The organism is Limnohabitans sp. 2KL-51, assembly GCF_003063645.1.
Classification (GTDB): domain Bacteria; phylum Pseudomonadota; class Gammaproteobacteria; order Burkholderiales; family Burkholderiaceae_C; genus Limnohabitans_A.
On the sequence record NZ_NESJ01000009.1, the window covers coordinates 118,938 to 141,030 of the forward strand.

General features: G+C 60.7%; 19 protein-coding genes. 4 read left to right on the plus strand and 15 right to left on the minus strand.

The window, feature by feature from the left end; genetic code table 11:
• Positions 1–29: 29 nt before the first annotated feature.
• The 5 genes from B9Z49_RS22445 to rfbB form a co-directional block, all read right to left on the minus strand.
• A complete protein-coding gene (locus tag B9Z49_RS22445; RefSeq protein WP_108353561.1) occupies positions 30–860 on the minus strand; it encodes a LuxR C-terminal-related transcriptional regulator in 831 nt (276 codons plus the stop codon).
• Between the two features lie 69 nt (positions 861–929).
• Entirely contained in the window at positions 930–1,559 is a 630-nt protein-coding gene (gene slmA, locus B9Z49_RS11390; RefSeq protein WP_108353562.1) for a nucleoid occlusion factor SlmA, read from the minus strand.
• A gap of 43 nt (positions 1,560–1,602) precedes the next feature.
• The gene (gene argB / locus B9Z49_RS11395; RefSeq protein WP_108353563.1) at positions 1,603–2,502 is read right to left on the minus strand and encodes an acetylglutamate kinase; all 900 of its coding nucleotides are present in this window, start codon (positions 2,500–2,502) and stop codon (positions 1,603–1,605) included.
• A gap of 68 nt (positions 2,503–2,570) precedes the next feature.
• Positions 2,571–3,467 (minus strand): dTDP-4-dehydrorhamnose reductase, encoded by an 897-nt coding sequence (gene rfbD, locus B9Z49_RS11400; RefSeq protein WP_108353564.1) that lies wholly within the window; start codon positions 3,465–3,467, stop codon positions 2,571–2,573.
• Positions 3,464–4,528 carry a dTDP-glucose 4,6-dehydratase gene (gene rfbB, locus B9Z49_RS11405; RefSeq protein ID WP_108353565.1) on the minus strand — a complete coding sequence of 355 codons (1,065 nt, stop codon included), beginning with the start codon at positions 4,526–4,528 and terminating at the stop codon, positions 3,464–3,466. The genes rfbD and rfbB overlap by 4 nt, the downstream gene beginning before the upstream one ends.
• 157 nt (positions 4,529–4,685) lie before the next feature.
• On the opposite strand from rfbB, the gene B9Z49_RS11410 reads away from it, so the two are divergent.
• Positions 4,686–5,276, plus strand: a complete 591-nt coding sequence (locus tag B9Z49_RS11410) for a phasin family protein (RefSeq protein ID WP_108353566.1) — start codon at positions 4,686–4,688, stop codon at positions 5,274–5,276.
• Positions 5,277–5,304: 28 nt separating this feature from the next.
• Positions 5,305–5,970, plus strand: a complete 666-nt coding sequence (locus B9Z49_RS11415; RefSeq protein ID WP_108353567.1) for a TetR/AcrR family transcriptional regulator — start codon at positions 5,305–5,307, stop codon at positions 5,968–5,970.
• Between the two features lie 32 nt (positions 5,971–6,002).
• Here B9Z49_RS11415 and B9Z49_RS11420 read toward each other — a convergent pair whose 3' ends face one another.
• The 9 genes from B9Z49_RS11420 to B9Z49_RS11460 all read right to left on the minus strand — a co-directional run bounded on the left by B9Z49_RS11420 (position 6,003) and on the right by B9Z49_RS11460 (position 16,549).
• Positions 6,003–6,770 carry a type III pantothenate kinase gene (locus B9Z49_RS11420; protein ID WP_108353568.1) on the minus strand — a complete coding sequence of 256 codons (768 nt, stop codon included), beginning with the start codon at positions 6,768–6,770 and terminating at the stop codon, positions 6,003–6,005.
• 46 nt (positions 6,771–6,816) lie between these two features.
• Positions 6,817–7,272: a polymer-forming cytoskeletal protein gene (locus B9Z49_RS11425; protein ID WP_158273481.1), complete on the minus strand. Its 456-nt coding sequence runs from the start codon at positions 7,270–7,272 to the stop codon at positions 6,817–6,819.
• Between the two features lie 34 nt (positions 7,273–7,306).
• Entirely contained in the window at positions 7,307–8,245 is a 939-nt protein-coding gene (locus B9Z49_RS11430; protein ID WP_108353570.1) for a M23 family metallopeptidase, read from the minus strand.
• Between the two features lie 222 nt (positions 8,246–8,467).
• Positions 8,468–9,886: an amidase gene (locus B9Z49_RS11435; protein ID WP_108353571.1), complete on the minus strand. Its 1,419-nt coding sequence runs from the start codon at positions 9,884–9,886 to the stop codon at positions 8,468–8,470.
• A 48-nt stretch (positions 9,887–9,934) separates the two neighbouring features.
• Positions 9,935–11,434, minus strand: a complete 1,500-nt coding sequence (locus B9Z49_RS11440; protein WP_108353572.1) for a M81 family metallopeptidase — start codon at positions 11,432–11,434, stop codon at positions 9,935–9,937.
• Positions 11,435–11,494: 60 nt separating this feature from the next.
• Complete coding sequence (locus B9Z49_RS11445; protein ID WP_108353632.1) at positions 11,495–13,123, minus strand: ABC transporter ATP-binding protein; 1,629 nt, start codon at positions 13,121–13,123, stop codon at positions 11,495–11,497.
• Positions 13,123–13,998: an ABC transporter permease gene (locus B9Z49_RS11450; RefSeq protein WP_108353573.1), complete on the minus strand. Its 876-nt coding sequence runs from the start codon at positions 13,996–13,998 to the stop codon at positions 13,123–13,125. Before B9Z49_RS11450 ends, B9Z49_RS11445 begins: the two co-directional genes overlap by 1 nt.
• Positions 13,998–14,951: an ABC transporter permease gene (locus tag B9Z49_RS11455; RefSeq protein WP_108353574.1), complete on the minus strand. Its 954-nt coding sequence runs from the start codon at positions 14,949–14,951 to the stop codon at positions 13,998–14,000. The genes B9Z49_RS11450 and B9Z49_RS11455 overlap by 1 nt, the downstream gene beginning before the upstream one ends.
• A gap of 14 nt (positions 14,952–14,965) precedes the next feature.
• Entirely contained in the window at positions 14,966–16,549 is a 1,584-nt protein-coding gene (locus tag B9Z49_RS11460) for an ABC transporter substrate-binding protein (RefSeq protein ID WP_108353575.1), read from the minus strand.
• A 158-nt stretch (positions 16,550–16,707) separates the two neighbouring features.
• On the opposite strand from B9Z49_RS11460, the gene B9Z49_RS11465 reads away from it, so the two are divergent.
• Complete coding sequence (locus B9Z49_RS11465; RefSeq protein ID WP_108353576.1) at positions 16,708–18,138, plus strand: amidase; 1,431 nt, start codon at positions 16,708–16,710, stop codon at positions 18,136–18,138.
• Between the two features lie 56 nt (positions 18,139–18,194).
• On the opposite strand, the gene B9Z49_RS11470 is transcribed toward B9Z49_RS11465, so the two are convergent.
• On the minus strand, positions 18,195–18,620 hold the full coding sequence (locus B9Z49_RS11470) for a rhodanese-like domain-containing protein (RefSeq protein WP_108353577.1): 426 nt from the start codon (positions 18,618–18,620) through the stop codon (positions 18,195–18,197).
• Positions 18,621–18,801: 181 nt separating this feature from the next.
• Between B9Z49_RS11470 and icmF the strand changes: the two genes are divergently transcribed.
• Positions 18,802–22,092 (plus strand): fused isobutyryl-CoA mutase/GTPase IcmF, encoded by a 3,291-nt coding sequence (gene icmF / locus B9Z49_RS11475; RefSeq protein ID WP_108353578.1) that lies wholly within the window; start codon positions 18,802–18,804, stop codon positions 22,090–22,092.
• Position 22,093: the final 1 nt, after the last annotated feature.

Here is a 22,093-nt window from a genome sequence, read left to right on the forward strand (position 1 = left end):
AGGATCTTGGACGGCTTTTGCGAAGCTGTTCAGCTGACCGTAAGCCAGCGAACCAAACGCAAACGGTCGCTGGGACCCCCTTGCGCTTGAAGCTTGGCATAGGCACGCTTGCGCAGCGTCATCACAGTCGAAGGTGCAACGCCCAGGTCGACAGCAATGCCATCCACACTCATGCCTGAAGCAATGCGTGCGCACACGGCCCTTTCCCGGGCCGACAGACCTGGCGCACGGGCATGCAGAGCATCTTCCAATTGCTCCGCCGTTGTGGCACCACTGAAAATCTTGAGCCCAGCAAGGCGCGACCTGAAAACCTGTGCGATCAGTGCCCCTAGGGGAAGCAGTGTCTCAAGTTCACCCGGGGTGAAGTGACCCTGTTTGGCAGAGCGGTAAAGATTCACAGCCAAGCGATGCTCGGGTGAGGGAGAAAACAGAAACGACAAGCGGTCTGGCAAATTTTCACGTTCGTAAATGTCACGTTTCCAAGCGTTGTCTGGAATATCTTCACGCATCACATGCAAGGCAGCAACACCCTCGCACTTTTTATCATGGGCGTGCATTTGGTCCAGCAGGTGCGTGACCGGATCTTGTTTGAAGTACAAGTTTCGGTAACGTTCAAAACATTCTCTTGTGACATCACGGTTCGGCTGGCTTTCTTTGGTCGCGTAGGCAAACTGAATCGGTTTTTGACCCGAAGAGGGATGCTCAACCAGGGAGATGTAATCAACGTCGCTGATCTGGTTGATGGCTTGAAGTATGGGCTGGCTGATGGTCAGAACGCTCACATTCAGCAGGTTCGACAAAACCGATACGGGCATCTTGGCTGTACCCGTTGTCTTGGAAAAGTCCCAAAATTCTTGCATGGATCGTTTATACGTCAGCCCATGACCCTTGTCATCAGGACTTGCGATCGTGGGGGACTTGATGCCTGCCTAAATCATCCGCCCCAACGCCGCCTGCAAATGCTCTGACGGCAAACGCTTGAAGCCCGAATGGGCAAAGCGCTGCAAGCGCCCCTGAATGAAGGCCACCAGCAAGGATGCGGTCACTTGGGCATTGGCCGTTGGCGTGGCGGACTCGGTGCCTTTGAGGGATTGGCGCAGTTGCGCTTCGATCTTGTCAAACAGCAAGTTGATGCGCTCTTGCAAGCGCTCGTGCTCCAGCACCAGCGCATCGCCGTTCATGACGCGGCACATGCCGGGGTTTTTTTCGGCGAACTGCAGCAGCAGTGTCACGATGCGCGTGGCTTGGTTGGGGCCCACAGGTTCGCGGTCGGTGACTTGCCGAATCAAACCGATCACGGACTGGTCCACAAAGTCGATCAGGCCTTCGAACATCTGCGCCTTGCTGGCAAAGTGACGGTACAAGGCCGCTTCGCTCACGCCGATTTTGGTGGCCAAGCCTGCGGTGGTGACGCGTTCGGCACCGGGCTGCTCGAGCATGGCCACCAGGGTTTGCAATATCTGCAACCGGCGTTCACCGGGGCGTGGCCGTTTGCGTGCCAGCGTCGCGTCCTCGTCGCGCTCGTGCTCGTGCTTTGAGGATGGATCTGAAACTGCCATGTCTTCCCTTTGTGGTGTCGCCGCGCTTGCTGTCGGTCTGGTTTTATCGGCTGCGGATCATGGTGCCAAAAGCTTGCTCAGAAAGCACCTCGAGCAGCATGGCATGGGGCACACGGCCGTCGATGATGTGCACCGCGTTGACGCCGCTTTTGGCGGCATCGAGCGCGCCCGCAATTTTGGGGATCATGCCGCCGCTGATGGTGCCGTCGGCACACAATTCGTCAATGCGGCTGGGGGTCAGATCGGTGAGCAAGTTGCCTTCTTTGTCGAGCACACCCCGGATGTTGGTGAGCATGAGCAACTTTTCGGCTTGCAGCACGGCGGCCAGCTTGGCGGCCACCACGTCGGCGTTGATGTTGTAGCTTTCATTGTTGACACCAAAACCAATGGGGCTGACCACCGGAATGAAGGCGTCGTCTTGCAGGCATTGGAGGATAGAGGGGTCAATGCTTTCAATCTCGCCGACCTGGCCCACGTCGTGTTCTTTGGTGGGGTCTTGACTGTCGATCAGGCGCAGTTTTTTGGCACGAATCAGGCCACCGTCTCGACCCGTCAGGCCCACGGCTTTGCCGCCGGCGCGGTTGATCATGCCGACGATGTCTTGCTGCACTTCGCCGCCCAGCACCCACTCGACCACTTCCATGGTTTCGGCATCGGTCACGCGCATGCCTTGGATGAATTCGCCGGTTTTGCCCAGGCGCTTCAAGGCCGTTTCGATCTGTGGGCCGCCGCCGTGCACCACCACCGGGTTCATGCCCACCAGTTTGAGCAGCACCACGTCTTCGGCAAAGGCTTGCTGCAGGGCCGGGTCGGTCATGGCGTTGCCGCCGTATTTGATGACCAGTGTCTTGCCGTGGAACTTGCGGATGTAGGGCATGGCCTGCGCCAGGATCTGGGCTTGGTCATGCGGTGCAACGGTGGAGGCAGCAGTGGTGTCGGTCATGGTTCGAAACGGGGTTGTCGAAGAAGGTTCACAAAGTTCTGGAGATTGTGCCGCAAGCCCAAGACAGCTCAGAGAATCTCGGCCAGCATGCGGTTGACACCTTGCTGCCAGGGCGGCAACACCAGCCCAAAGGCTTGCTGCAGTTTGTGGGTGCTGAGGCGCGAATTGAAAGGCCGCTTGGCCGGCGTCGGGAAAGCCGAAGTGGGCACGGGGGCGATGTCGGTCACTTTCAGGCCCTGCTCGGGATGGAGGTGCCGCGCCTGCGCGATCACATGGCTGGCATAGCCGTGCCAACTGGTTTCACCCGAAGCCACCAGGTGGTAAATGCCTGCCAAAGCCGGTGTCGGGTTGGCCATGGCTTGGCGGATGGCGTGGGCCGTCACATCGGCGATCAGGTCTGCGCCGGTGGGCGCGCCGTGTTGGTCATCGATCACCGTGAGGCGTTCGCGTTCACCAGCCAGGCGCAGCATGGTCTTGGCAAAGTTACCGCCCCGCGCTGCATACACCCAGCTGGTGCGAAAAATCAGGTGTTTGCAACCACTGGCAACAATGGCTTGCTCGCCTTCGAGTTTGGTCTGGCCGTATACGCTGAGCGGCCCGGTGGCATCGCCCTCTTGCCAAGCTTGATTGCCTTGGCCGCTGAACACGTAGTCGGTCGAGTAATGCACCAGCCAGGCACCGATTGCGGCAGCGGACTGCGCCAGCGCGGCGGGGGCGGTGGCGTTCAGGCAGCGGGCCAGGTCGGGTTCGGACTCGGCCTTGTCGACTGCCGTGTGGGCGGCGGCGTTGACGATGACGTCGGGACGCCAGTCGCGCACCGTTTGCGCCAGGCGCTCCGGGTGGTTCAAGTCACCGCAAAAGTCTGTGCTGTGCCGGTCCAGCGCCAACACTGGGCCCAAGGGGGCCAGGCTGCGCTGCAATTCCCAGCCGACCTGGCCATTTTTTCCAAGCAATAGGATTTTCATGAGGCTTGGTATTGTTTTTGGACCCAGTCGCGGTAGGCGCCGCTTTGCACATTGCTGACCCATTGCGGGTTGGCCAGGTACCACTGCACGGTTTTGCGGATGCCGGTTTCAAAGGTCTCGGCCGGCTTCCAGCCCAACTCGGCCTCGATCTTGTGGGCATCGATGGCATAGCGCCGGTCATGGCCGGGGCGGTCGGTCACGTAGCTGATTTGCTGGGCGTAGGGCTGGCCGTCGGCGCGGGGGCGCAACTCGTCCAGCAGCGCGCACACCGTTTTCACAATCTCGATGTTGGGCTTTTCGTTCCAGCCGCCCACGTTGTAGGTCTCGCCCAGGCGGCCAGCTTCGAGCACGCGGCGAATCGCGCTGCAGTGGTCCTTCACATACAGCCAGTCACGGATCTGCATGCCGTCTCCGTAGACCGGCAAAGGCTTGCCCGCCAATGCATTGACGATCATGAGTGGGATGAGTTTTTCGGGAAAGTGATACGGGCCGTAGTTGTTGGAGCAGTTGGTGGTGAGCACCGGCAGGCCATAGGTGTGGTGCCAGGCGCGCACCAGGTGGTCAGATGCGGCCTTGCTTGCGCTGTAGGGGCTGTTGGGCTCGTAGCGGTGCGTCTCGGCAAAGGCGGGGTCGTCTTTGGCCAGCGAGCCGTAGACCTCGTCGGTGGAGACGTGCAAAAAACGGAAAGCCGATTTGCGACTTTCAGGCAAAGCCGACCAGTACCCACGCACCGATTCCAGCAATCGGAAGGTGCCCACGATGTTCGTTTCGATGAAGTCTACCGGGCCATGGATGGAGCGGTCCACATGGCTTTCGGCGGCGAAGTTGAGCACAGCGCGGGGTTGGTGCTCGGCCAGCAATCGGCTGACCAGTTCGGCGTCACCGATGTCACCTTGCACAAAGACATGCCGCGCATCGCCTTGCAGGCTGGACAAGGTTTCCAGATTGCCCGCGTAGGTGAGTTTGTCGAGGTTGATGATGGGCTCTTGGCTGGATGCCAGCCAGTCCAGCACAAAGTTGGCGCCAATGAATCCGGCCGCGCCGGTGACAAGAAGGGTCATGGATGAGGTCTGCTCAAGGGTGCCACGGGAGGCTGCACCAACAAATGCTGATTTTAGAAGCATCGCCGGGTGATTCCGACAAACAGCGGCTGGCTGCAACCCAGAGCCCAAAGTAGCGGCATCAGGTTACAGTGGCAGTCTGTTCAGGAAGTGCACCATGGCCTCATCAAAAGACACCCCCCACAAGACCCACCCCATGGCCAACGCCTCTGAAAGCGTGACGCCGCCAGCGCAGCATGTTTGGCTGGCAGGCTTGGGGGCGCTGGCCAAAGCGCAGCAAGAAGGCAGCAAAGCGATGGAGGCACTGGTGAACGACGGACTGGCTTTTCAGCGCAAAAGCCAGTCCGAGGCGCAACAACGCCTGCAAGAGGCCACTGAGCGCCTGAGCCACCTGACCACCGACTTTGGTCAATCTACCTCAGGGCGAGTGGACAAGCTGGAACACCTGTTTGAAGACCGCGTGGCCAAGGCCTTGCATCGGCTGGGCATGCCCTCGCTGCTGGACATCCAGATGCTCAACGACCGCGTGACCCAACTCGAAACGCAGTGGCTCGCCATGAGCGGCAGCACAAAACAGCAAGCCCAGGCGGCCGCCAAAAAGGCCAAGTCCTTGTCGAAGTCGGCACGCCAAGCCTCGGGCAAACCCATGGTCAAAGCTGTGGGCAAAACAGCCGCAAAAACTGCTGCCAAATCCGCCCCCAAGACTTCATCGGCCAGCGCCAAAAAGCAGCGCAGCAAATCGGCCTGATCGGCCTGGCCCACGCCGCTGACTTGCCATGGCCAAAAAAGCCCCCCGCCGCACCGCTGAGCGCATCGCCGAGGTGACGCTGGGCCTTTTCAACCGGTTCGGCGAACCAAATGTGTCAACCACGCTGATCTCGGCAGAACTGAGCATCAGCCCCGGCAACCTCTACTACCACTTTGCCTCCAAGGACGCACTGGTCAACCACCTGTTTGACCAGTACGAGAGCGCCATGCTGGCCCTGCTGGATGCTGCGCCGGATGTGCAAGACATTGAGGACGCCTGGTTTTTTCTGCACTCGCTTTTTGAGCGCGTCTGGAACCACCGCTTTTTGTACCGCGACCTGAACAATTTGTTGTCGGGCAACCGGCATCTGGAAATGCATTTTCATGCCGTGCTCACGCGCAAGACCCATGCGTTTCGGCAGATGCTGGAATCACTTGCGGCAGCGGGTCTGATGCGCATCGACCCGGACAGCATCGAAACCCTGTCAGCCAGCATGTCGGTGATGGTGACGTATTGGCTCAGCTACGAGTATGTTCGAGACCCACGACACGCCATGGAGCCCGCCAACTCAGGTTTGGCCCTGACCCGAGGGGCTCAGCATGTACTGGCCTTGCTGACGCCTTATATGGCCAGCGCTGACTTGCAAAATCACCTGCGCGGCCTGAGCACAGCCTACAGCGCGACTCAGCGCTGAAAGACCGCCTGACGGGCGCTGCGCTGCGGCCTTCAGGCAAAGCGCGATGCGGCTATGGCCAAGAGACCATCGAAAATCAGGTTGTCCACCAGCTCGAATTGCACCGACATGCTCGGGGCCATTTTCCAGCCTGCACCGCCCGTCATGATGCACATCGGCTCCAGGTGGGTGTGGTCTCGCAGGTGCTGCACCATGCGCTCGCACGCCCCGGCAATGGCGTAAGTGCCACCGCTGGTCAGGGCGTCGCTGGTGTTGGTGGGAAAAGGGGTCACCTCGCCCGTGGGCACATGCAACCCGGCTGTGCCCGACTCGAGGGCACGCAGCATGATGCCGTGGCCCGGCAGGATCAGGCCTCCCAAAAAGCGCCCTTCGGCGTCTATGGCCTCCACCGTGACGGCTGTGCCCACCATGACCACCACCAGCGGGCGCGCAGGACCTGACTGCGCCAGCATGCGCTGGCGCGCACCGATCATGGCCACCCAGCGGTCTGCACCCAAGCGCGAGGGGTAGTCGTAGCCGTTGATGAGCCCGGCTTCTTGCGAGCTGGGCACCACCCACTGGGGCGGGAAGTCCCACAACTCCATTTGCTCTTGCACCCGGCGCTTGATGGCATCACCCGCCACCACGCAGCCGAGCATATGGCGTGGCACTGGCAACTGGGCCCAAGAGCCTTCCGAAAGCCGGTCGATGTTTTCGAGGAATTCGGCGCCGTGGGCCACCAATTCAGCACGAGGACTGGGTTGCGCGTACAGCGCCCATTTCAGGCGGGTATTGCCTACGTCGATGGCTAAAAATGTCATCCGCCGATGATAATGATTTTTGACAACTGCCCTTTCGGGCTGTCCCTCAGTCAGGCTGCCCGGCAGTTTTGGCTTTGTGGATGGCAGCTTGAGCATCACGGCCCAAATTAGCTGGCACCTCATTCCCCTCAATCTGAAGCATCAGGCCCAGCAGGCGTGCACCATGCTCCACCGCCATGGAGGCGTATTTGATGTCGCCTTGAACCAGCGCACTGGCCATGAGTTCGACCCTCTCATAAGCATAGATATTGCCCGACACTTTGCCCGCCACGACGATGCGACTGGCCATGACATCTCCCTGGATTTCGCCATTGGATCCGATCACCACCGAGATGGCGGAGTCTTTGGGCGCTTCGATATTACCCACCACCTTGCCGTCAATTCGAACACTTTCATTCAGTTTCAGGCACCCATGGATTTCGGCATTACGCCCGATCAGCGTGTCGAACTTTTCATGGCCCATGACCAAAGGGGTATGTGTCGTTTTTTTTGAACCAAACATGTTTTCTCCTTTTCGCTTCGAATACCCGAGATTATCAGAGCTTGGCCCAAGCTGCCAAAGCTTTGGTAGGGTGCATGGCCACGCCGTTGTAAATGACTTCGTAATGCAAATGGGGTCCTGTGGAGCGGCCTGTGTTGCCCAAAGTGCCCACCTTTTGTTGGCGGACCAAGACATCACCTAGCTTGACCTCAATGCTCTGCATGTGAGCATAACGCGTTGTGAAACCATTGGCATGTAAAACATCCACCATGTTGCCATAGGCCCCCATGTATTCAGCACGCGAGACCACGCCTGGCGCTGTGACAAGGATGGAAGTTCCCACAACGGCTACAAAGTCAATGCCCTCGTGCAGGCTGGTTTGGTGGGTGATCGGGTCGGGCCTGAAGCCAAAACCGCTTGACAAAACGAACTCACCGGTCAAAGGCAATGTGGTGGGGAGTTGATCGAGCCGAACGAGGTCTTGTTGCCACAGATCGAGCATCTCTGTCATGGCTTGGTCGTACACCTGTACCCGTTTGAGTGCTTGTCCAATCCGGTGGTCAAGCCGCTCACCGTTGGAGCTCAAAGATCCGAGCAGGTTTAAGGGACCACCACGGCCCCAGATTGGGTTGTTTTTGGGGGTGCCAGTGGGCAGAAGCTTTTCCACGCCCAGTCGGCCCAGGGCATCGTTCTTGATGCTTTCAATCTCTTTGAGTTTATCGGCCAAAGTACCCAGTTGTTCGTTCAGTGCGTCGAGGCGTGCTTGGTGGCGGGCCTCCATTTTCATTTGCTCGGCCTGGCTTGTGACTCCGCCTATCCGGTGGGCCAGCTCAGGGACGTACTCTATGGCCAACCGCAGGCCGACAAAATGCGAGACAAAACCCAGGAGCATAAAAAAACTGGCCATGGCGGCCACCACCATCGCCATCTTTTGAGCCGTGATGGACAAGGTCACCACTTTTGAAGCCGAGCCGCTGACCCAAATCAATTGCATAAGAACTCCACTGACCCACAGGCCGAACGAAAGTCCTGTAAATTAAATCATAAAATATTATAAAAAAGTATTCATTTTAAATTTTATTAAATAATTAAAGTGAATTTATAGATTTAGCTGTCAAAGTCGCCAATAACACTCCCCATGCAGGGGTACGCCCTAGGTACGGCTTGCATGTCTGACAAGAAAGGGGCCTGTGCAATGACCCGATCTGCGCGTTCGTCAAATCTTTGGGCGGGCCACCGGCATCACCGACTCGTAAGCCCTTGCGGCGCGCAACACCAACGCGTCGCCAAACATGGGCCCCACGATCTGCAGACCCATGGGCAAGCCACTTTGGGTCAGGCCACAAGGCACGGTGATGGCGGGTTGCTGGGTGAGGTTGAAGGGGTAGCTGAAAGGCGTCCAGCCCAGCATGGACACCGGGTTCATGGTCACCATACCTGCCGCACGCGCCTCAAAGGCCGGGATGGACACCGCAGGTGTGACCAGCAGATCAAAGCGCTGCATGAACTGGCGCATGTGCGAGCCCAAAACGCCTCGGCGTTGGTTGAGTTGTTGGATTTGCAAGGCGCTCAGTTGCGCCCCCAGTTCGGCCTCGGTTTGGAAGTCGGGGTCGGCCACGGCCTGTTGCTCGGCGCTCAAGCCCTTCCACAAGGTGTAGGCGCCCAAAAACCAAAGGCCGGTGGTGATCTCGAGCGGGTCCTCGAAGCCGGGGTCGATCTTCTCCACATGCGCGCCCAGGGCTTGCAGTTGCTGCACTGCGGCTTCAACTGCAGCAGCGATTTCGGGGTGCACATTTTTTGCATAGCCCAAGGTGGGCGAATAGGCAATCTTCAAGCCTCGAATACCGTCTTCCAGGCCCACGGTGTAGTCGCTGGCGTCCGGTGGCAGCGATGTCCAGTCGCGGGCATCGGGCTGCTTGAGCACGTTGGTCATCAAGGCGGCATCGCGCACGCTCATGGTGTGTGGCCCCAAGTGCGCCACCGAGCCAAACGGTGACAGGGGGTAGGCCGGCACGCGGCCAAAGCTGGGTTTGAGGCCCACGTTGCCGCAAAAGGCCGCCGGAATGCGCACGCTGCCCGCACCATCGGTGCCCACGCCAATGGGCCCCAGGCCTGCGGCCACGGCGGCGGCTGTGCCGCCCGAGGAGCCGCCAGGCGTGTGGTTCAGGTTCCAGGGGTTGCGGGTGATGCCGGTAGCGGGCGAGTTGGTCTCGCCCTTGCAGCCAAATTCGGGGGTGGTGGTTTTGCCAAGCAACACGGCACCGGCCTCGCGCAGACGGGCGGTGGACGGGGCGTCAACATCCCAGGGCTGGTTCGGGTCAACCGTGCGGCTGCCGCGCAAGGTGGGCCAGCCTTGGGTCAGGATCAGGTCCTTGATGGAGGTGGGCACGCCATCCAGTGCGCCCACGGGCGTGCCTTGCTGGCGGTGTGCCTGCCAGCGGGCTTCGCTGGCGCGAGCGCTGGCCAGAGCCGCTTTTTCGTCGACCAGGCAAAACGCATTGATTTGCGGGTTGACGCGCTCGATGCGCGAAATCACCGCCTGCGTCACCTCGACCGGTGAGGCCTGGCCGCTGCGGTACAGCGCCAGCAGTTCGTGGGCGGGGGCTTGGGTCAGGTCTTGGGGTGTCGCGCTCATGGGGGTGCCTCTTCAAAAAATGATCAAAAACCTGACCGTCCAACCACTTCAAGGCCGGGTGCGGGTGTTCGGGCTGAGTTTTTTCCAGGGCAGATCGCCCGGATCGGCGGCCATAGGGCCTGCCGCTTTGGCCACCAGCACGCGGCTGGCGATGGGGGTGAAGTCGGCCCGGAAATGATTAGAGCTTTTGACCACGAGCAGCTTCATTTGCTCAGGGTGGATGCCCACGGCGCGAAACAGTTCGCGGTCGAGCATCTGGCATTTGCCGCTGGACACGGCGATGAACACGCCATCGATTTCAAGGCAAGCGCAAGGTCCGATCTTGGCTTTCATGCCGGTCATCATCGGGCCTTTGAGTTCGCAGTAATCTGGCCCCAAAGCCCGTACCGTGAAGCGTCCCTGCAAAGGCGGGTCGCTTGCCAGTCCCGTGAAGGTGGGCACGGCCTTACCCAAAGCCAGTTGCAAGCTGGCCCCCACCCCTGCGGCATGGGCCATGCGGGCGGCTTCGGGGTCGTATAACAAACCCACAGCCACTTGGCCAGGCCAGCGCTGGCCAGCGCCTTGTTGCAGCAGGGCATGCAGCATGCCGGTGGTGTTGCTGTCACCGCCTGCGCCCGGGTTGTCTTGTGTGTCGGCCATGACCACGGGGGCGGCAGACACCTCGGCCGTGGCCAGGGCTTGCGTCACCGCCTCGCGGGCGGGCAACACATCGGGACGCCACTGGCCGGGTTCGGCCACACGTTCAAACAAGCGCTGCACCGCAGCTTCCGCCTGCGGGCCATGGCCCCAGACCACGGGGCCACATTCATCAAAGTCAGACGCCGGAAAACCCATGCAAAAACTAAGCATGCAACCGGTTTGCGACTCCAGCGCGATCATCTCGTCGTAGAGGTCTTTGGCCGGGGACATCCAGGTGCTTTGCGCGTTGAGTGGTATCAAAAACGGCAGGCGACGCGCCTGCATCGGGCGCTTGGCGCCTGCGCGAAAATGCTCGCGCAGCAACATGGCGGCGCGCTCGCCGGTATCGGCCATGTCGATGTGCGGGTAGGTGCGGTAAGCCACCAGGCCATCGGACAACTGCAGCATGCGCTCGGTCACGTTGGCGTGCAGGTCCAGGCTGGCCACGATGGGCAGCTTGGGGCCGACCACGGCGCGGATGCGAGCGATCAGTTCGCCTTCGCTGTCGTCTGCGTTTTCAGCCACGGCTGCGCCATGCAGATCCAAGTACACACCGTCCAGCCCCTGCACCATGGCCGCTCGCACGTCATCCAGGATGGCGCTGCAAATGCGCTCGAACGCATCTTGCGTCACATAAGAAGATGGCGTAGCTCCGGCCCAAGCCGAGGGCACCAACTGCCAGCCTTCACGCCGGGCCACGTCGATGAAGCCACCCGCCGGAATGTTCACTCCCGTCATCTGGTCCAGCATGGCTTGCCCACGCACATAGGCCGGAAAGGCCTCGCCGCTTTGGAAGGCGGGCCAATCGGCAAGGCTGGGGGCAAAAGTGTTGGTCTCGTGCTGGTAACCAGCGATCAGGATACGGGTCATGGGGGGCCGTGTTCAGGGTTCAAATCAAGCTGACTGAAGCTGCGCTGTCTCGGTGGGACATCAAGGTGCAGCTTCAAGGGGCGGCAAAGCGGCAGGCGCTGCGTGCAGCAAGCGGCGCGTGTAATCTTGTTGGGGATTTGCGTAAAGCTCTGCGGTCGGGCCTTCTTCGACGATAAGGCCTTGGTGCATCACGATCACACGGTCGCACAACTGGGCGGCCACACGCAGGTCGTGCGTGATGAAGAGCAAACCCAGACCCAAGCGGCCCTGGATTTCGCGCAGCAAATTCAGAATCTGCGCCTGCACGCTCACATCCAGGGCACTCACCGCCTCATCGGCCACCAGCACCTGAGGGCGACAGGCCAGCGCTCGCGCGATGGCCAGGCGTTGGCGTTGACCACCGCTGAACTGGCTGGGGTAACGCTTAAGCGCCTCGACCGGCAAACGCACCTGCGCCATCAGCTCGGCTGCCAAGGCTTCGGCCTCGGCACGAGATTGGCCAAAGTTCATGGCCCCTTCGACCATGGACTGGCCCACCGTGCGGCGCGGGTTGAGGGACCGGTTGGGGTCTTGGAACACCACTTGCACACGGTTGCGCAAAGGACGCAAGCGACCCTCAGGCAAGGTGGCCACCTCGTCGTCACCCCACAAGATGCGACCCTCGGTCGGGTCGATCAAGCGGATCAGGCAACGGGCAAAGGTGGACTTGCCCGAACCGGACTCGCCCACAATGCCCACGGTCTCGCCGGCGTGCACCGCCACATGGGCGTTTTGCAGCGCGGCGGTGGCGCGGCTGCGGCCCATCCAGTCGCGGCTGGCGTAGGTTTTACCCACGCCTTGGCCCGACAACAAAGCCGAACCACTGAAGGCGGGTTTGGCCGCAGGCGGCGTCATGCCCGGCACGGCGGCGAGCAACTGGCGGGTGTACTCCGCCTTGGGTCGGCGCAGCACCTGCTCGCAAGGACCGCCCTCGACCGCTTCGCCCTGGTTCATCACCAGCACCTCGTCGGCGATCTCGGCCACCACCCCCATGTCGTGCGTGATGAAAAGCACCGCACTGCCCTGCTCGCGTTGCAGGTCGGCAATCAAGCGCAAAATTTCTTTTTGCGTGGTCACGTCGAGCGCCGTGGTCGGCTCGTCGCAAATGATCAAGGCCGGCTTGAGCACCACGGCCATGGCGATCACGATGCGTTGGCGCTGACCCCCACTCAGCTGGTGTGGGTAGCTGCGCAGCATGCGCTCAGGATCAGGCAAGCGAACACGCTCAAAGATGCGCAAAATTTCGGCGCGGCGTTGGTCACGGGGCCAATCGGTGTGCGTCGAGAGCAACTCGTCGACCTGGTCACCGCAATTCATTACCGGATTGAGCGCGGTCATGGGTTCCTGGAACACCATGCCCATGCTGCGCCCGCGCAAAGCGCGCAAACGCGAAGCCGAGGCATTTAGCAAGGACTCGCCTTGCAGCACGATCTCACCACCGCTGGCGCGCAGCTCCTTGGCCAGCAAACCCATCACCGTGGTGGCCATGACCGATTTGCCCGAGCCTGACTCGCCCACCACACACAATGTCTGCCCGGGATGGATCGTCAATGACACCTGGTGCACCGCGTGCGCCCGGTCACTGCCCGCAGGCAGCGCCACCGAGAGTTGTTGAATGGACAGGACCGGTTGAGGGGATGCTGTGCTCATCATGTCCCCCTCTTTGCAAACTTGGGGTCAAGCACGTCGCGCAAACCATCCCCCAACAAATTCACGGCCAGCACCGTGGGCACCAAAAACAAGGCGGGGTACAGCACGTTGCCGGGGTACTGGCTAAATTGCACACGCCCCTCGGCCATGATGTTGCCCCATGTGGGGATGTCGGGCGGCAGGCCCAGGCCCAGAAAACTCAGGATCGCCTCGGTCAAAACGGCCGATGCCGCCACAAAGGTGCCCTGCACGATCAAGGGGGCCAAAGCATTGGGCAGGATGTGCCGCCACAGGATCACGGACGTGGGCGTAGCCAGCGCTCGGGCCGCCTCCACAAAAGGCTCTTCACGCAGGCTCAGCACCAAAGAGCGCACCAAGCGCGTCACGCGCGGCACCTCGGGGATGGCGATGGCCACCACCACCGTCCACACTTGCGCGCCCAATGCCGCGACCAGCGCAATGGCCAGCAAGATGGCGGGAATGGCCATCAGGCCATCCATGAAGCGCATGAGCACCGCATCGACTTGCCGAAAGTAACCGGCCATCATGCCCAAAAATCCGCCCAGCGCCAGCGCCAGCGCGGCGGTGAATCCCCCCACCAGCAAAGACACTTGCGCCCCGTAGACCACGCGGCTGTAGAGGTCGCGGCCAAAACTGTCGGTTCCCAGCCAGAAGGTGTGCGCCACCGTGCTGCCGTCGACCAAGGTGAAGTCACCCTTGAGGCCCGCAGGCTTGTTGATGAAGTTGGAGTCCATGGCGGCTGGGTCCAAGGTGCCCAGCCAAGGTGCCAGCAAGGACACCAAGACCATGAACCCGAGCACCACGGCACCAAACCGGATCGAGCCGTTGGCCCATAAACGACGAGAGACTGACATCAGTAACGGATCCTCGGATCAAGAAAGAGGTAGCTCAAATCGACCAGCAGGTTGATGAACACGTAGGCACAGGAAAACAGCAGGACCAAACCCTGAATCACTGGAAAGTCGCGGTTGAGCACCGCGTCCACCGTCAACTGGCCCAGCCCCGGGATGGCGTACACCGTCTCGGTCACCACCACCCCGCCAATCAACAAGGCCACGCCAATGCCGATCACGGTGACGATGGGCACGGCCGCATTGGCCAGCGCGTGGCGCAGCAGCACCACCTGCTCGGTCAGGCCCTTAGCCCGTGCGGTGCGGATGTAGTCTTCGGTCAGGGCCTCGGACACGCTGGCCCGGGTGACCCGCGCAATCAGCGCCACATAAATCATGGCCAACGTCATCCAGGGCAGGATCAACTGCCGCATCCAATCCCATACGCCGACACTGCGCGGCCCGAACAAGGTCTTGTAGCCCTGTACCGGCAGCCATTCCAAACGAATGGCAAACAGGTAGATCAGCAGATAGCCCACCACAAACACCGGCACCGAAAACCCAGCCACCGAAAAACCGGACAGGATTTTGTCGAGCCAGCCCCCCATGCGCCAGGCCGCAATGGTCCCCAGCGGAATGGCCACGGCAATGGCCAGCACCAAGGTGCCCGCTGCCAGGGAAAGGGTCGGTTCGATGCGCTGCCCGATCAGCTCGGTGACGGGTTTGTTCAGGTAATACGAAAACCCCAGGTCGCCCTGAAACACCCGCCCGATCCAGATGAAGTATTGGGAAACGATGGAGCGATCCAGACCCAACTGTTCGCGGATGCGGTTGATGTCGTCGTTGGTGGCGCTGTTGCCGGCAATGACCGCAGCCGGGTCACCGGGGGCCAACCTCAGGATGAGGAAGACCACCAGCGACACGACGAGCAGGACCGGCAGCACCGCCAACAGGCGGCGCAGGACGAATTGAAACATCGCTCAGGACCTGATCAGTTTTTCTTGAGGTTCCACATGGCTGGGATACCGGGTGTTTCCAAAAGGCCACTCACATTGCTGCGAAGCACCGTGGGCTGACGGTATTGGCCCAAAGGTGCGTGGGTGGCTGTTTCAAAGGCCACGGCCTGAATCTGGCTGGCCAATTTCTTTTTCTCTTCGTTGGAGCCTGCACGGGCAAAACTGGCCTTCAATGTCTCAAGGCGCGGCTCGTTTTGCCAACCGAACCAACCAGTGTCACCCTTGGCATTCAGCATGGCCATGGCCAATGGGTTAGTGATGTCGCCGGCCGTCCAAGCGGTCAGGAAAGCATTCCAGCCACCCGCTGCAGGCGCGTCTTTCTTGGCGCGGCGGGCCAACAATGAAGCCCAGTCCATTTGCTGGAAGTCCACCTTGAAGCCAGCGGCTTCGAGTTGCTGCTTGGCCACCAACGGGATCTTGGCGATCGAGGCCAAATCGGTCGGGCGCATCAAGAGCACAGGGGTGTTGTCGTAACCCGCTTCTTTCAGCATTTCGCGGGCTTTGGCCGGGTTGGCGATGCCGGTGAAATAACCGGTGTTTTCATCCGCATAAATCGTACCGCAAGGGAAGATGCTGCGGCACAGCTTGCCCAACTCGGGCACGCCGATCTGGGTGTTGATGTAGGCCTGCTGACCGATGGCCACCATGGCCGCTTGGCGAATCTTGGGGTTGTCAAAAGGCTTGTGCAAGTGGTTGAAGCGCATGATGAACTGCAAGCCTGCTGGCGAGAAGTCATCGACCTTCAGGCCCTCGGTCTTCTTCAGGGTTTCGTACTGCTCAAAGCTGGGCTGCTCAATCATGTCCACTTCACCCGCCTTGATGGCGTTGAACTGGGTTTGCGGGTCGCGGATGATGACCCACTCCACACGGTCAAAGTTGACTGGACGGCCACCGGCCATGCCGCTGGGCGCTTCGGTGCGCGACCTGTATTTGGTGTTGCGTGTGTACACCACGAGGGCACCGGGCTTGAATTCATCGGCTTTGAAGATGAAGGGCCCCGAACCAATGTGCTCCTTGATTTGCTCAGCACCGGGTGTGGCCGCAATGCGTGCGGGCATGATGAACGGCACGTTGGACGAGGCCTTGCCCAAGGCGTCGATCACGATGCCGCTGGGCTCCTTGAGGATCATTCGGAAGGTGCTCGCATCGGGTGTTTCGTAGCGGTCGATGAAGGTGTTCAGGATGCCGCCCATGGCGTCGCGGCTGGCCCAGCGCTTGAGCGAGGCCACCACGTCTTCGCTGGTCACTGGCTTGCCGTCATGGAACTCCAAGCCAGCGCGAAGTTTAAAAGTCCAGGTCTTTCGGTCGGTCGAGGTGGTGTAGGTGTCCACCATCTGGGGCTTGATGTTGCCCTGCGCGTCTTCAGAGAACAGCGTGTCGTAAATCATGTACGCATGGTTGCGCGTCACGTAGGCGGTGGTCCAGATGGGGTCGAGCACCGCCAGGTTGGCATGGGGCACAAAACGGAACACCTTGTTGTCTTGGGCTTGTGCCACCACAGGGGCCAGCAGGCTCAAACCCAACAAGCCGGTGGCGGCAAACATTACACGTCTCTTCATGATCAGATCTCCAAAATAGGAACAGTTGAAAAATCATGATGACAGCTTTCAAAACGAACAAGCGTCACCTTTGCGCAAAACGGAGTCGGGGTTTTCACCAGTGGCCGATCGCCCTTCGAACGCTTTCATAATACAAACAAACCCGAGAGCATCACCACATGGTCAACCCTGATTCCTCTGCACTTAATTTGTCCCGCGCCATTCACATCAAGCAGGTGTCGTGCCAAGAAGTGATGCAATCCACCCTTGAACGCATTGCGCGCCTGAATCCGCAGTCCAATGCCATCGTCAGCCTGCAAGAACCCGAACTTTTGATGGCACAAGCGCGTGAGCGCGATGCGCAACTCGCACGCGGCGAATCGATGGGCTGGATGCACGGCATGCCCCAAGCCATCAAGGACTTGGCCAATGCCCAAGGCCTGCGCACCACTTTGGGCAGCCCGCTCATGAAAGACTTTGTGGCCAGCGAAGATGGCCTCATGGTCCAACGTATCAAAGCGGCGGGCGCTATCGTGATCGGCAAGACCAACACGCCTGAATTCGGCCTGGGTTCGCACACCTTCAACGAAGTGTTTGGACCCACCCGCAACGCCTGGGACCCGAGCAAAACGGCCGGTGGCAGCAGCGGCGGCGCGGCCGTGGCACTGGCGCAACGCCTGCTGCCGGTGGCCGACGGCTCGGACTTCATGGGCAGTTTGCGCAATCCCGCGGGCTGGAACCATGTGTTCGGCCTGCGCCCCTCGCAAGGCCGTGTGCCCATGTCGCCCGCGCAAGACGTGTTCATCGCCCAACTGGCCACCGAAGGCCCCATGGCCAGGCATGTGGCTGACTTGGCCCTGCTGCTGTCAACCCAAGCGGGGGCACACCCTTCAAGCCCCTTGAGCCTGACCGGTGACCCGGCCGTATTTGCGGGGTCCTTGGACAGCGACCCCAAAGGCCAGCGCATTGGGTGGCTGGGCAACCTGCAAGGCTATTTGCCTATGGAGGACGGCATTCTCGAAGTTTGCCAATCGGCGCTGAAAAGCTTTTCGGGCATGGGCTGTGCGGTGGATGAAGCGCGGCTGGGCATGCCGCCTGAGCAAATCTGGCAAGCCTGGTTGGTCTGGCGGCAGGCTTTGGTGGGGCCGCGCATCGCGCCTTTCCTGATCAACCCCGCCAACCGGACGCACATCAAAGCCGAGGCGCTGTGGGAGCATGACCAATCCCTGGGCTTAACGGGATCGCAATTGATGGCCGCTAGCGCCAGCCGCACGCGTTTTTACCTGAGCATGCTGGCCTTGTTTGAAAAATTCGACGTGCTGGCCATTCCGGTGGCCCAGGTCTGGCCTTTTGATGCGTCGCTGCGCTGGCCGCGAAGCATTGCGGGCCACCCCATGGACACCTACCACCGCTGGATGGAGGTCGTGATTTACGCCACCTTTGCGGGGCTGCCCTCGATCAGCGTGCCTGCAGGCTTTGGGGCGAACGGATTGCCCATGGGCCTGGCGCTGATCGGCAAACCGCAGGGCGACATGGACTTGTTGAAACTGGCCCACGCCTACGAGATGGCGAACCTGGAGATGATCAATCAGCGGCCGCCGGGCGTTTGAATGCATGGACCCCGGGACTTCGCCCGGGGTGTCAACGCCGACTCAAAAAACGCCCCTCAGTTTTGCTGCCAAGGCAGGCCGCGATAGCGCCACCCACCCTTGAGACCCCGGTGCGCCTGCGCGTCCGGGTCGCCCTCAAAGCCTTCGAGGATGTTGTACGCCTGCACCCCCAGTTCGGTGGCTCGTTGGGCGGCGGCAATGGAGCGCACGCCGCTGCGGCACAGCAGCAACAACTTTTTGCCGCCAGCGCCCACCGCTTGCACGCCCGCGTCAAAGTCGGGGTTCATGGCCATGCCGGGCCATTGTTTCCAGGCCAAGGCGTGCGCGCCGGGCACAAAGCCCACCCAGGCACGTTCAGCATCACTGCGCACGTCCACCAGTTCGGCCTCCCCCGACTGCACCCAGGCCCAAGCCTGCTCGGGCGTCACATCACCGGCATAACCGTTGGCAGCGACGGGTTGGGACGTGGCGGATGAAGTCATGGCATTTGGTCCTGGTTGGTTGTATCAATCGGGTCTGAATCATAGCTTTGTGCAACCCAGCCCTACACCAAACGGCTGTCAGTGACAGGACAGGCTGCAGCGGCTAAGATGCGGGTTTTGGTTGACGTTTACGTCAACGTCAAAGCCCGAGTCAAAAACCGCTTGCCACCGGAGTCGCCCCATGACCGATCTGTCCGCCGAATTCAAAGCCCTGGCCGAATACCGCCCCACCCACAAGGTGCGTTTTGTCACCGCCGCTTCTCTGTTTGATGGCCACGACGCGGCCATCAACATCATGCGCCGCATTTTGCAGAGTATGGGTGCCGAAGTCATTCACCTGGGCCACAACCGCTCGGTAGACGAGGTGGTGACCGCCGCACTGCAAGAAGATGCGCAGGGCATCGCGATCAGTTCCTATCAGGGCGGGCACAACGAATATTTCAGCTACATGGTGGACCTGCTCAAAGCGCGGGGGGGTGAGCACATCCAAGTGTTTGGAGGCGGCGGTGGCGTGATCGTCCCGTCAGAAATACGGGCACTGGCGGCCCAAGGCGTGCGCATTTTCAGCCCCGAAGACGGCCAAAAAATGGGCTTGGCAGGGATGATCGGCGAGATGGTCATGCGCTGCGACAAAGACGTGAGCCCCCTGGCCCCCAAAGACGTGGCCGCGATTCAGGGCCACAGTGAAATGAACTGGCGCGCTTTGGCCCAGCTGATCACCGCGCTGGAGAACGACAAGGCCGACGCGAAGGTGGTGGCGGCTGTGCGTGAGCAGGCGGCGACCAAAAAAGTGCCCGTGCTGGGCATCACCGGCACCGGCGGTGCGGGCAAGTCATCCCTGACCGACGAGTTGATCCGCCGCCTGCGTTTGGACCAGGACGACGCGCTGCGCGTGGCGGTGATCTCGATCGACCCCTCGCGCCGCAAGAGCGGTGGCGCCTTGTTGGGCGACCGCATCCGCATGAACGCCATCGGCCCTTGGTCGCAAGGCCCGCGCGTGTTCATGCGTTCGCTGGCCACACGTGACTTTGGCAGTGAAATTTCAGCCGCTCTGCCCGATGTGGTGGCAGCCTGCAAGGTAGCGGGCTTTGACTTGATCGTGGTCGAGACCTCGGGCATTGGCCAGGGCGACGCCGCCATCGTGCCGCATGTTGACGTGCCCATGTACGTGATGACGCCCGAGTTCGGTGCGGCCAGCCAGCTCGAGAAGATTGACATGCTGGACTTTGCCGAGTTCGTGGCCATCAACAAATTTGACCGCAAGGGATCATCAGACGCTCTGCGCGATGTGGCCAAGCAAGTGCAGCGCAACAAAGAGGCCTGGACCGTGCCGACCGAGCAAATGCCGGTGTTTGGCACCATGGCGGCGCGCTTCAACGACGATGGCGTGACCGCACTGTACCAAGCCCTCAAAGCCCGATTGGCCGAACTGGGCATGAAGACGACCGAAGGCCGTTTGCCCTTGGTCAGCGTACGCTACAGCACCCACCAGAATCCAGTGGTTCCCGGGGCTCGCACACGCTATCTGGCCGAGATCAGCGACACGGTGCGTGGCTACAAAAAGCGCGCCATCGATCAATCGCGACTGGCCCGCGAGATTCAGCAACTGCGCGCTGCCGCCCGCATGCTCGAAGTCGGCAAATCCGGTCGCGCCAAAGCCGCCGAAGCCGCCATTGACCTGGCTGTGAGCCGCGAACAAACACAAGACCCCACAGCACGCAAGCTGCTGGCACAGTGGCCCGATATGCAAAAAGCCTACGCGGGCGACGAGTACGTGGTGAAAATCCGCGACAAAGAGATTCGCACGGCGATCACCACCAAGTCGCTGTCGGGCACCACCATCCGCAAGGTGGCGCTGCCCCAATACGAAGACGACGGCGAAATCCTCAAGTGGTTGATGCTGGACAACGTGCCCGGCAGCTACCCCTACACAGCTGGCACCTTTGCCTTCAAGCGCGAGGGCGAAGACCCGACCCGCATGTTCGCGGGCGAAGGCGACCCGTTCCGAACCAACCGCCGCTTCAAGTTGGTGAGCGAAGGCTTGCCGGCCAAGCGCTTGTCCACCGCGTTCGACTCGGTCACGCTGTACGGCAACGACCCCGACCTGCGCCCGGACATCTACGGCAAGATCGGCAATTCGGGCGTGAACGTGGCCACGCTCGACGACATGAAGGTGCTGTACTCGGGCTTTGACCTGTGCAACCCCACCACCTCGGTGTCGATGACGATCAACGGCCCCGCGCCGTCCATTCTCGCCATGTTCATGAACACGGCCATCGACCAGAATATCGACAAGTTCAAGACTGAGAACGGCTGCGAACCCACCGAGACCGAAACCGCCAAGATCAAGGATTGGGTTCTGGCCAACGTGCGCGGCACGGTGCAGGCCGACATCTTGAAAGAGGACCAGGGCCAAAACACCTGCATCTTCTCGACCGAATTTTCGCTCAAAGTGATGGGTGATGTGGCGCAGTATTTTGTGCACCACGACGTGCGCAACTTCTACTCGGTGTCCATCTCGGGTTACCACATCGCTGAAGCCGGGGCCAACCCGATTTCGCAACTGGCCTTCACGCTGTCCAACGGTTTCACCTTTGTGGAAGCCTACTTGGCGCGCGGCATGCACATCGACGACTTCGCGCCCAACTTGTCGTTCTTTTTCAGCAACGGCATGGACCCCGAGTACACCGTCATGGGCCGTGTAGCACGCCGAATCTGGGCGGTGGCGATGAAAGAGAAGTACGGCGCCAACGAGCGCAGCCAGAAGCTCAAGTACCACATCCAGACTTCTGGCCGTTCACTGCACGCACAAGAGATCCAGTTCAACGACATCCGCACCACGCTGCAAGCGCTGATCGCGATCTACGACAACTGCAACAGCCTGCACACCAACGCGTTTGACGAAGCCATCACCACGCCCACCGAAGACTCGGTGCGCCGTGCCATGGCGATCCAGATGATCATCAATCGCGAGTGGGGCTTGGCCAAAAACGAGAACCCGAGCCAAGGTGCCTTCATCATCGAAGAGCTGACCGAGTTGCTGGAAGAAGCCGTGCTGGCCGAGTTCGAAAAAATCGCCGAACGCGGCGGCGTGCTGGGCGCGATGGAAACCGGCTACCAGCGCGGCAAGATTCAAGACGAATCCATGCACTACGAGATGCTCAAGCACACCGGCGAGCTGCCCATCATCGGCGTGAACACCTTCCGCAACCCCAAGGGCGACGCAGTCATGGAAACCCTGGAACTGGCCCGCTCGACCGAAGAAGAAAAGCAGTCGCAGCTCCAGCGCTTGCAGGACTTCCACGCCCTGCACGCCAGTGAGTCGCCCGTAATGCTCAAACGCTTGCAAAAGGCCGTGATCGACAACGGCAACGTGTTCGAGGTGCTGATGGACGCGGTGCGGGTCTGCTCACTCGGCCAAATCACCAACGCCTTGTTCGAGGTGGGTGGTCAGTACCGACGCAACATGTGAA

Excerpts from the sequence above, each read along its gene's own strand:
- argB (WP_108353563.1), bottom strand. The coding sequence starts at position 2,502 with ATGACCGACACCACTGCTGCCTCCACCGTTGCACCGCATGACCAAGCC.
- slmA (WP_108353562.1), bottom strand. The coding sequence starts at position 1,559 with ATGGCAGTTTCAGATCCATCCTCAAAGCACGAGCACGAGCGCGACGAG.
- B9Z49_RS11450 (WP_108353573.1), bottom strand. The coding sequence starts at position 13,998 with ATGTCAGTCTCTCGTCGTTTATGGGCCAACGGCTCGATCCGGTTTGGT.
- B9Z49_RS22445 (WP_108353561.1), bottom strand. The coding sequence starts at position 860 with ATGCAAGAATTTTGGGACTTTTCCAAGACAACGGGTACAGCCAAGATG.
- rfbD (WP_108353564.1), bottom strand. The coding sequence starts at position 3,467 with ATGAAAATCCTATTGCTTGGAAAAAATGGCCAGGTCGGCTGGGAATTG.
- B9Z49_RS11470 (WP_108353577.1), bottom strand. The coding sequence starts at position 18,620 with ATGACTTCATCCGCCACGTCCCAACCCGTCGCTGCCAACGGTTATGCC.
- B9Z49_RS11430 (WP_108353570.1), bottom strand. The coding sequence starts at position 8,245 with ATGCAATTGATTTGGGTCAGCGGCTCGGCTTCAAAAGTGGTGACCTTG.
- B9Z49_RS11460 (WP_108353575.1), bottom strand. The coding sequence starts at position 16,549 with ATGAAGAGACGTGTAATGTTTGCCGCCACCGGCTTGTTGGGTTTGAGC.
- rfbB (WP_108353565.1), bottom strand. The coding sequence starts at position 4,528 with ATGACCCTTCTTGTCACCGGCGCGGCCGGATTCATTGGCGCCAACTTT.
- B9Z49_RS11440 (WP_108353572.1), bottom strand. The coding sequence starts at position 11,434 with ATGACCCGTATCCTGATCGCTGGTTACCAGCACGAGACCAACACTTTT.
- B9Z49_RS11415 (WP_108353567.1), top strand. The coding sequence starts at position 5,305 with ATGGCCAAAAAAGCCCCCCGCCGCACCGCTGAGCGCATCGCCGAGGTG.
- B9Z49_RS11455 (WP_108353574.1), bottom strand. The coding sequence starts at position 14,951 with ATGTTTCAATTCGTCCTGCGCCGCCTGTTGGCGGTGCTGCCGGTCCTG.
- icmF (WP_108353578.1), top strand. The coding sequence starts at position 18,802 with ATGACCGATCTGTCCGCCGAATTCAAAGCCCTGGCCGAATACCGCCCC.
- B9Z49_RS11435 (WP_108353571.1), bottom strand. The coding sequence starts at position 9,886 with ATGAGCGCGACACCCCAAGACCTGACCCAAGCCCCCGCCCACGAACTG.
- B9Z49_RS11445 (WP_108353632.1), bottom strand. The coding sequence starts at position 13,123 with ATGAGCACAGCATCCCCTCAACCGGTCCTGTCCATTCAACAACTCTCG.
- B9Z49_RS11410 (WP_108353566.1), top strand. The coding sequence starts at position 4,686 with ATGGCCTCATCAAAAGACACCCCCCACAAGACCCACCCCATGGCCAAC.
- B9Z49_RS11420 (WP_108353568.1), bottom strand. The coding sequence starts at position 6,770 with ATGACATTTTTAGCCATCGACGTAGGCAATACCCGCCTGAAATGGGCG.
- B9Z49_RS11425 (WP_158273481.1), bottom strand. The coding sequence starts at position 7,272 with ATGTTTGGTTCAAAAAAAACGACACATACCCCTTTGGTCATGGGCCAT.
- B9Z49_RS11465 (WP_108353576.1), top strand. The coding sequence starts at position 16,708 with ATGGTCAACCCTGATTCCTCTGCACTTAATTTGTCCCGCGCCATTCAC.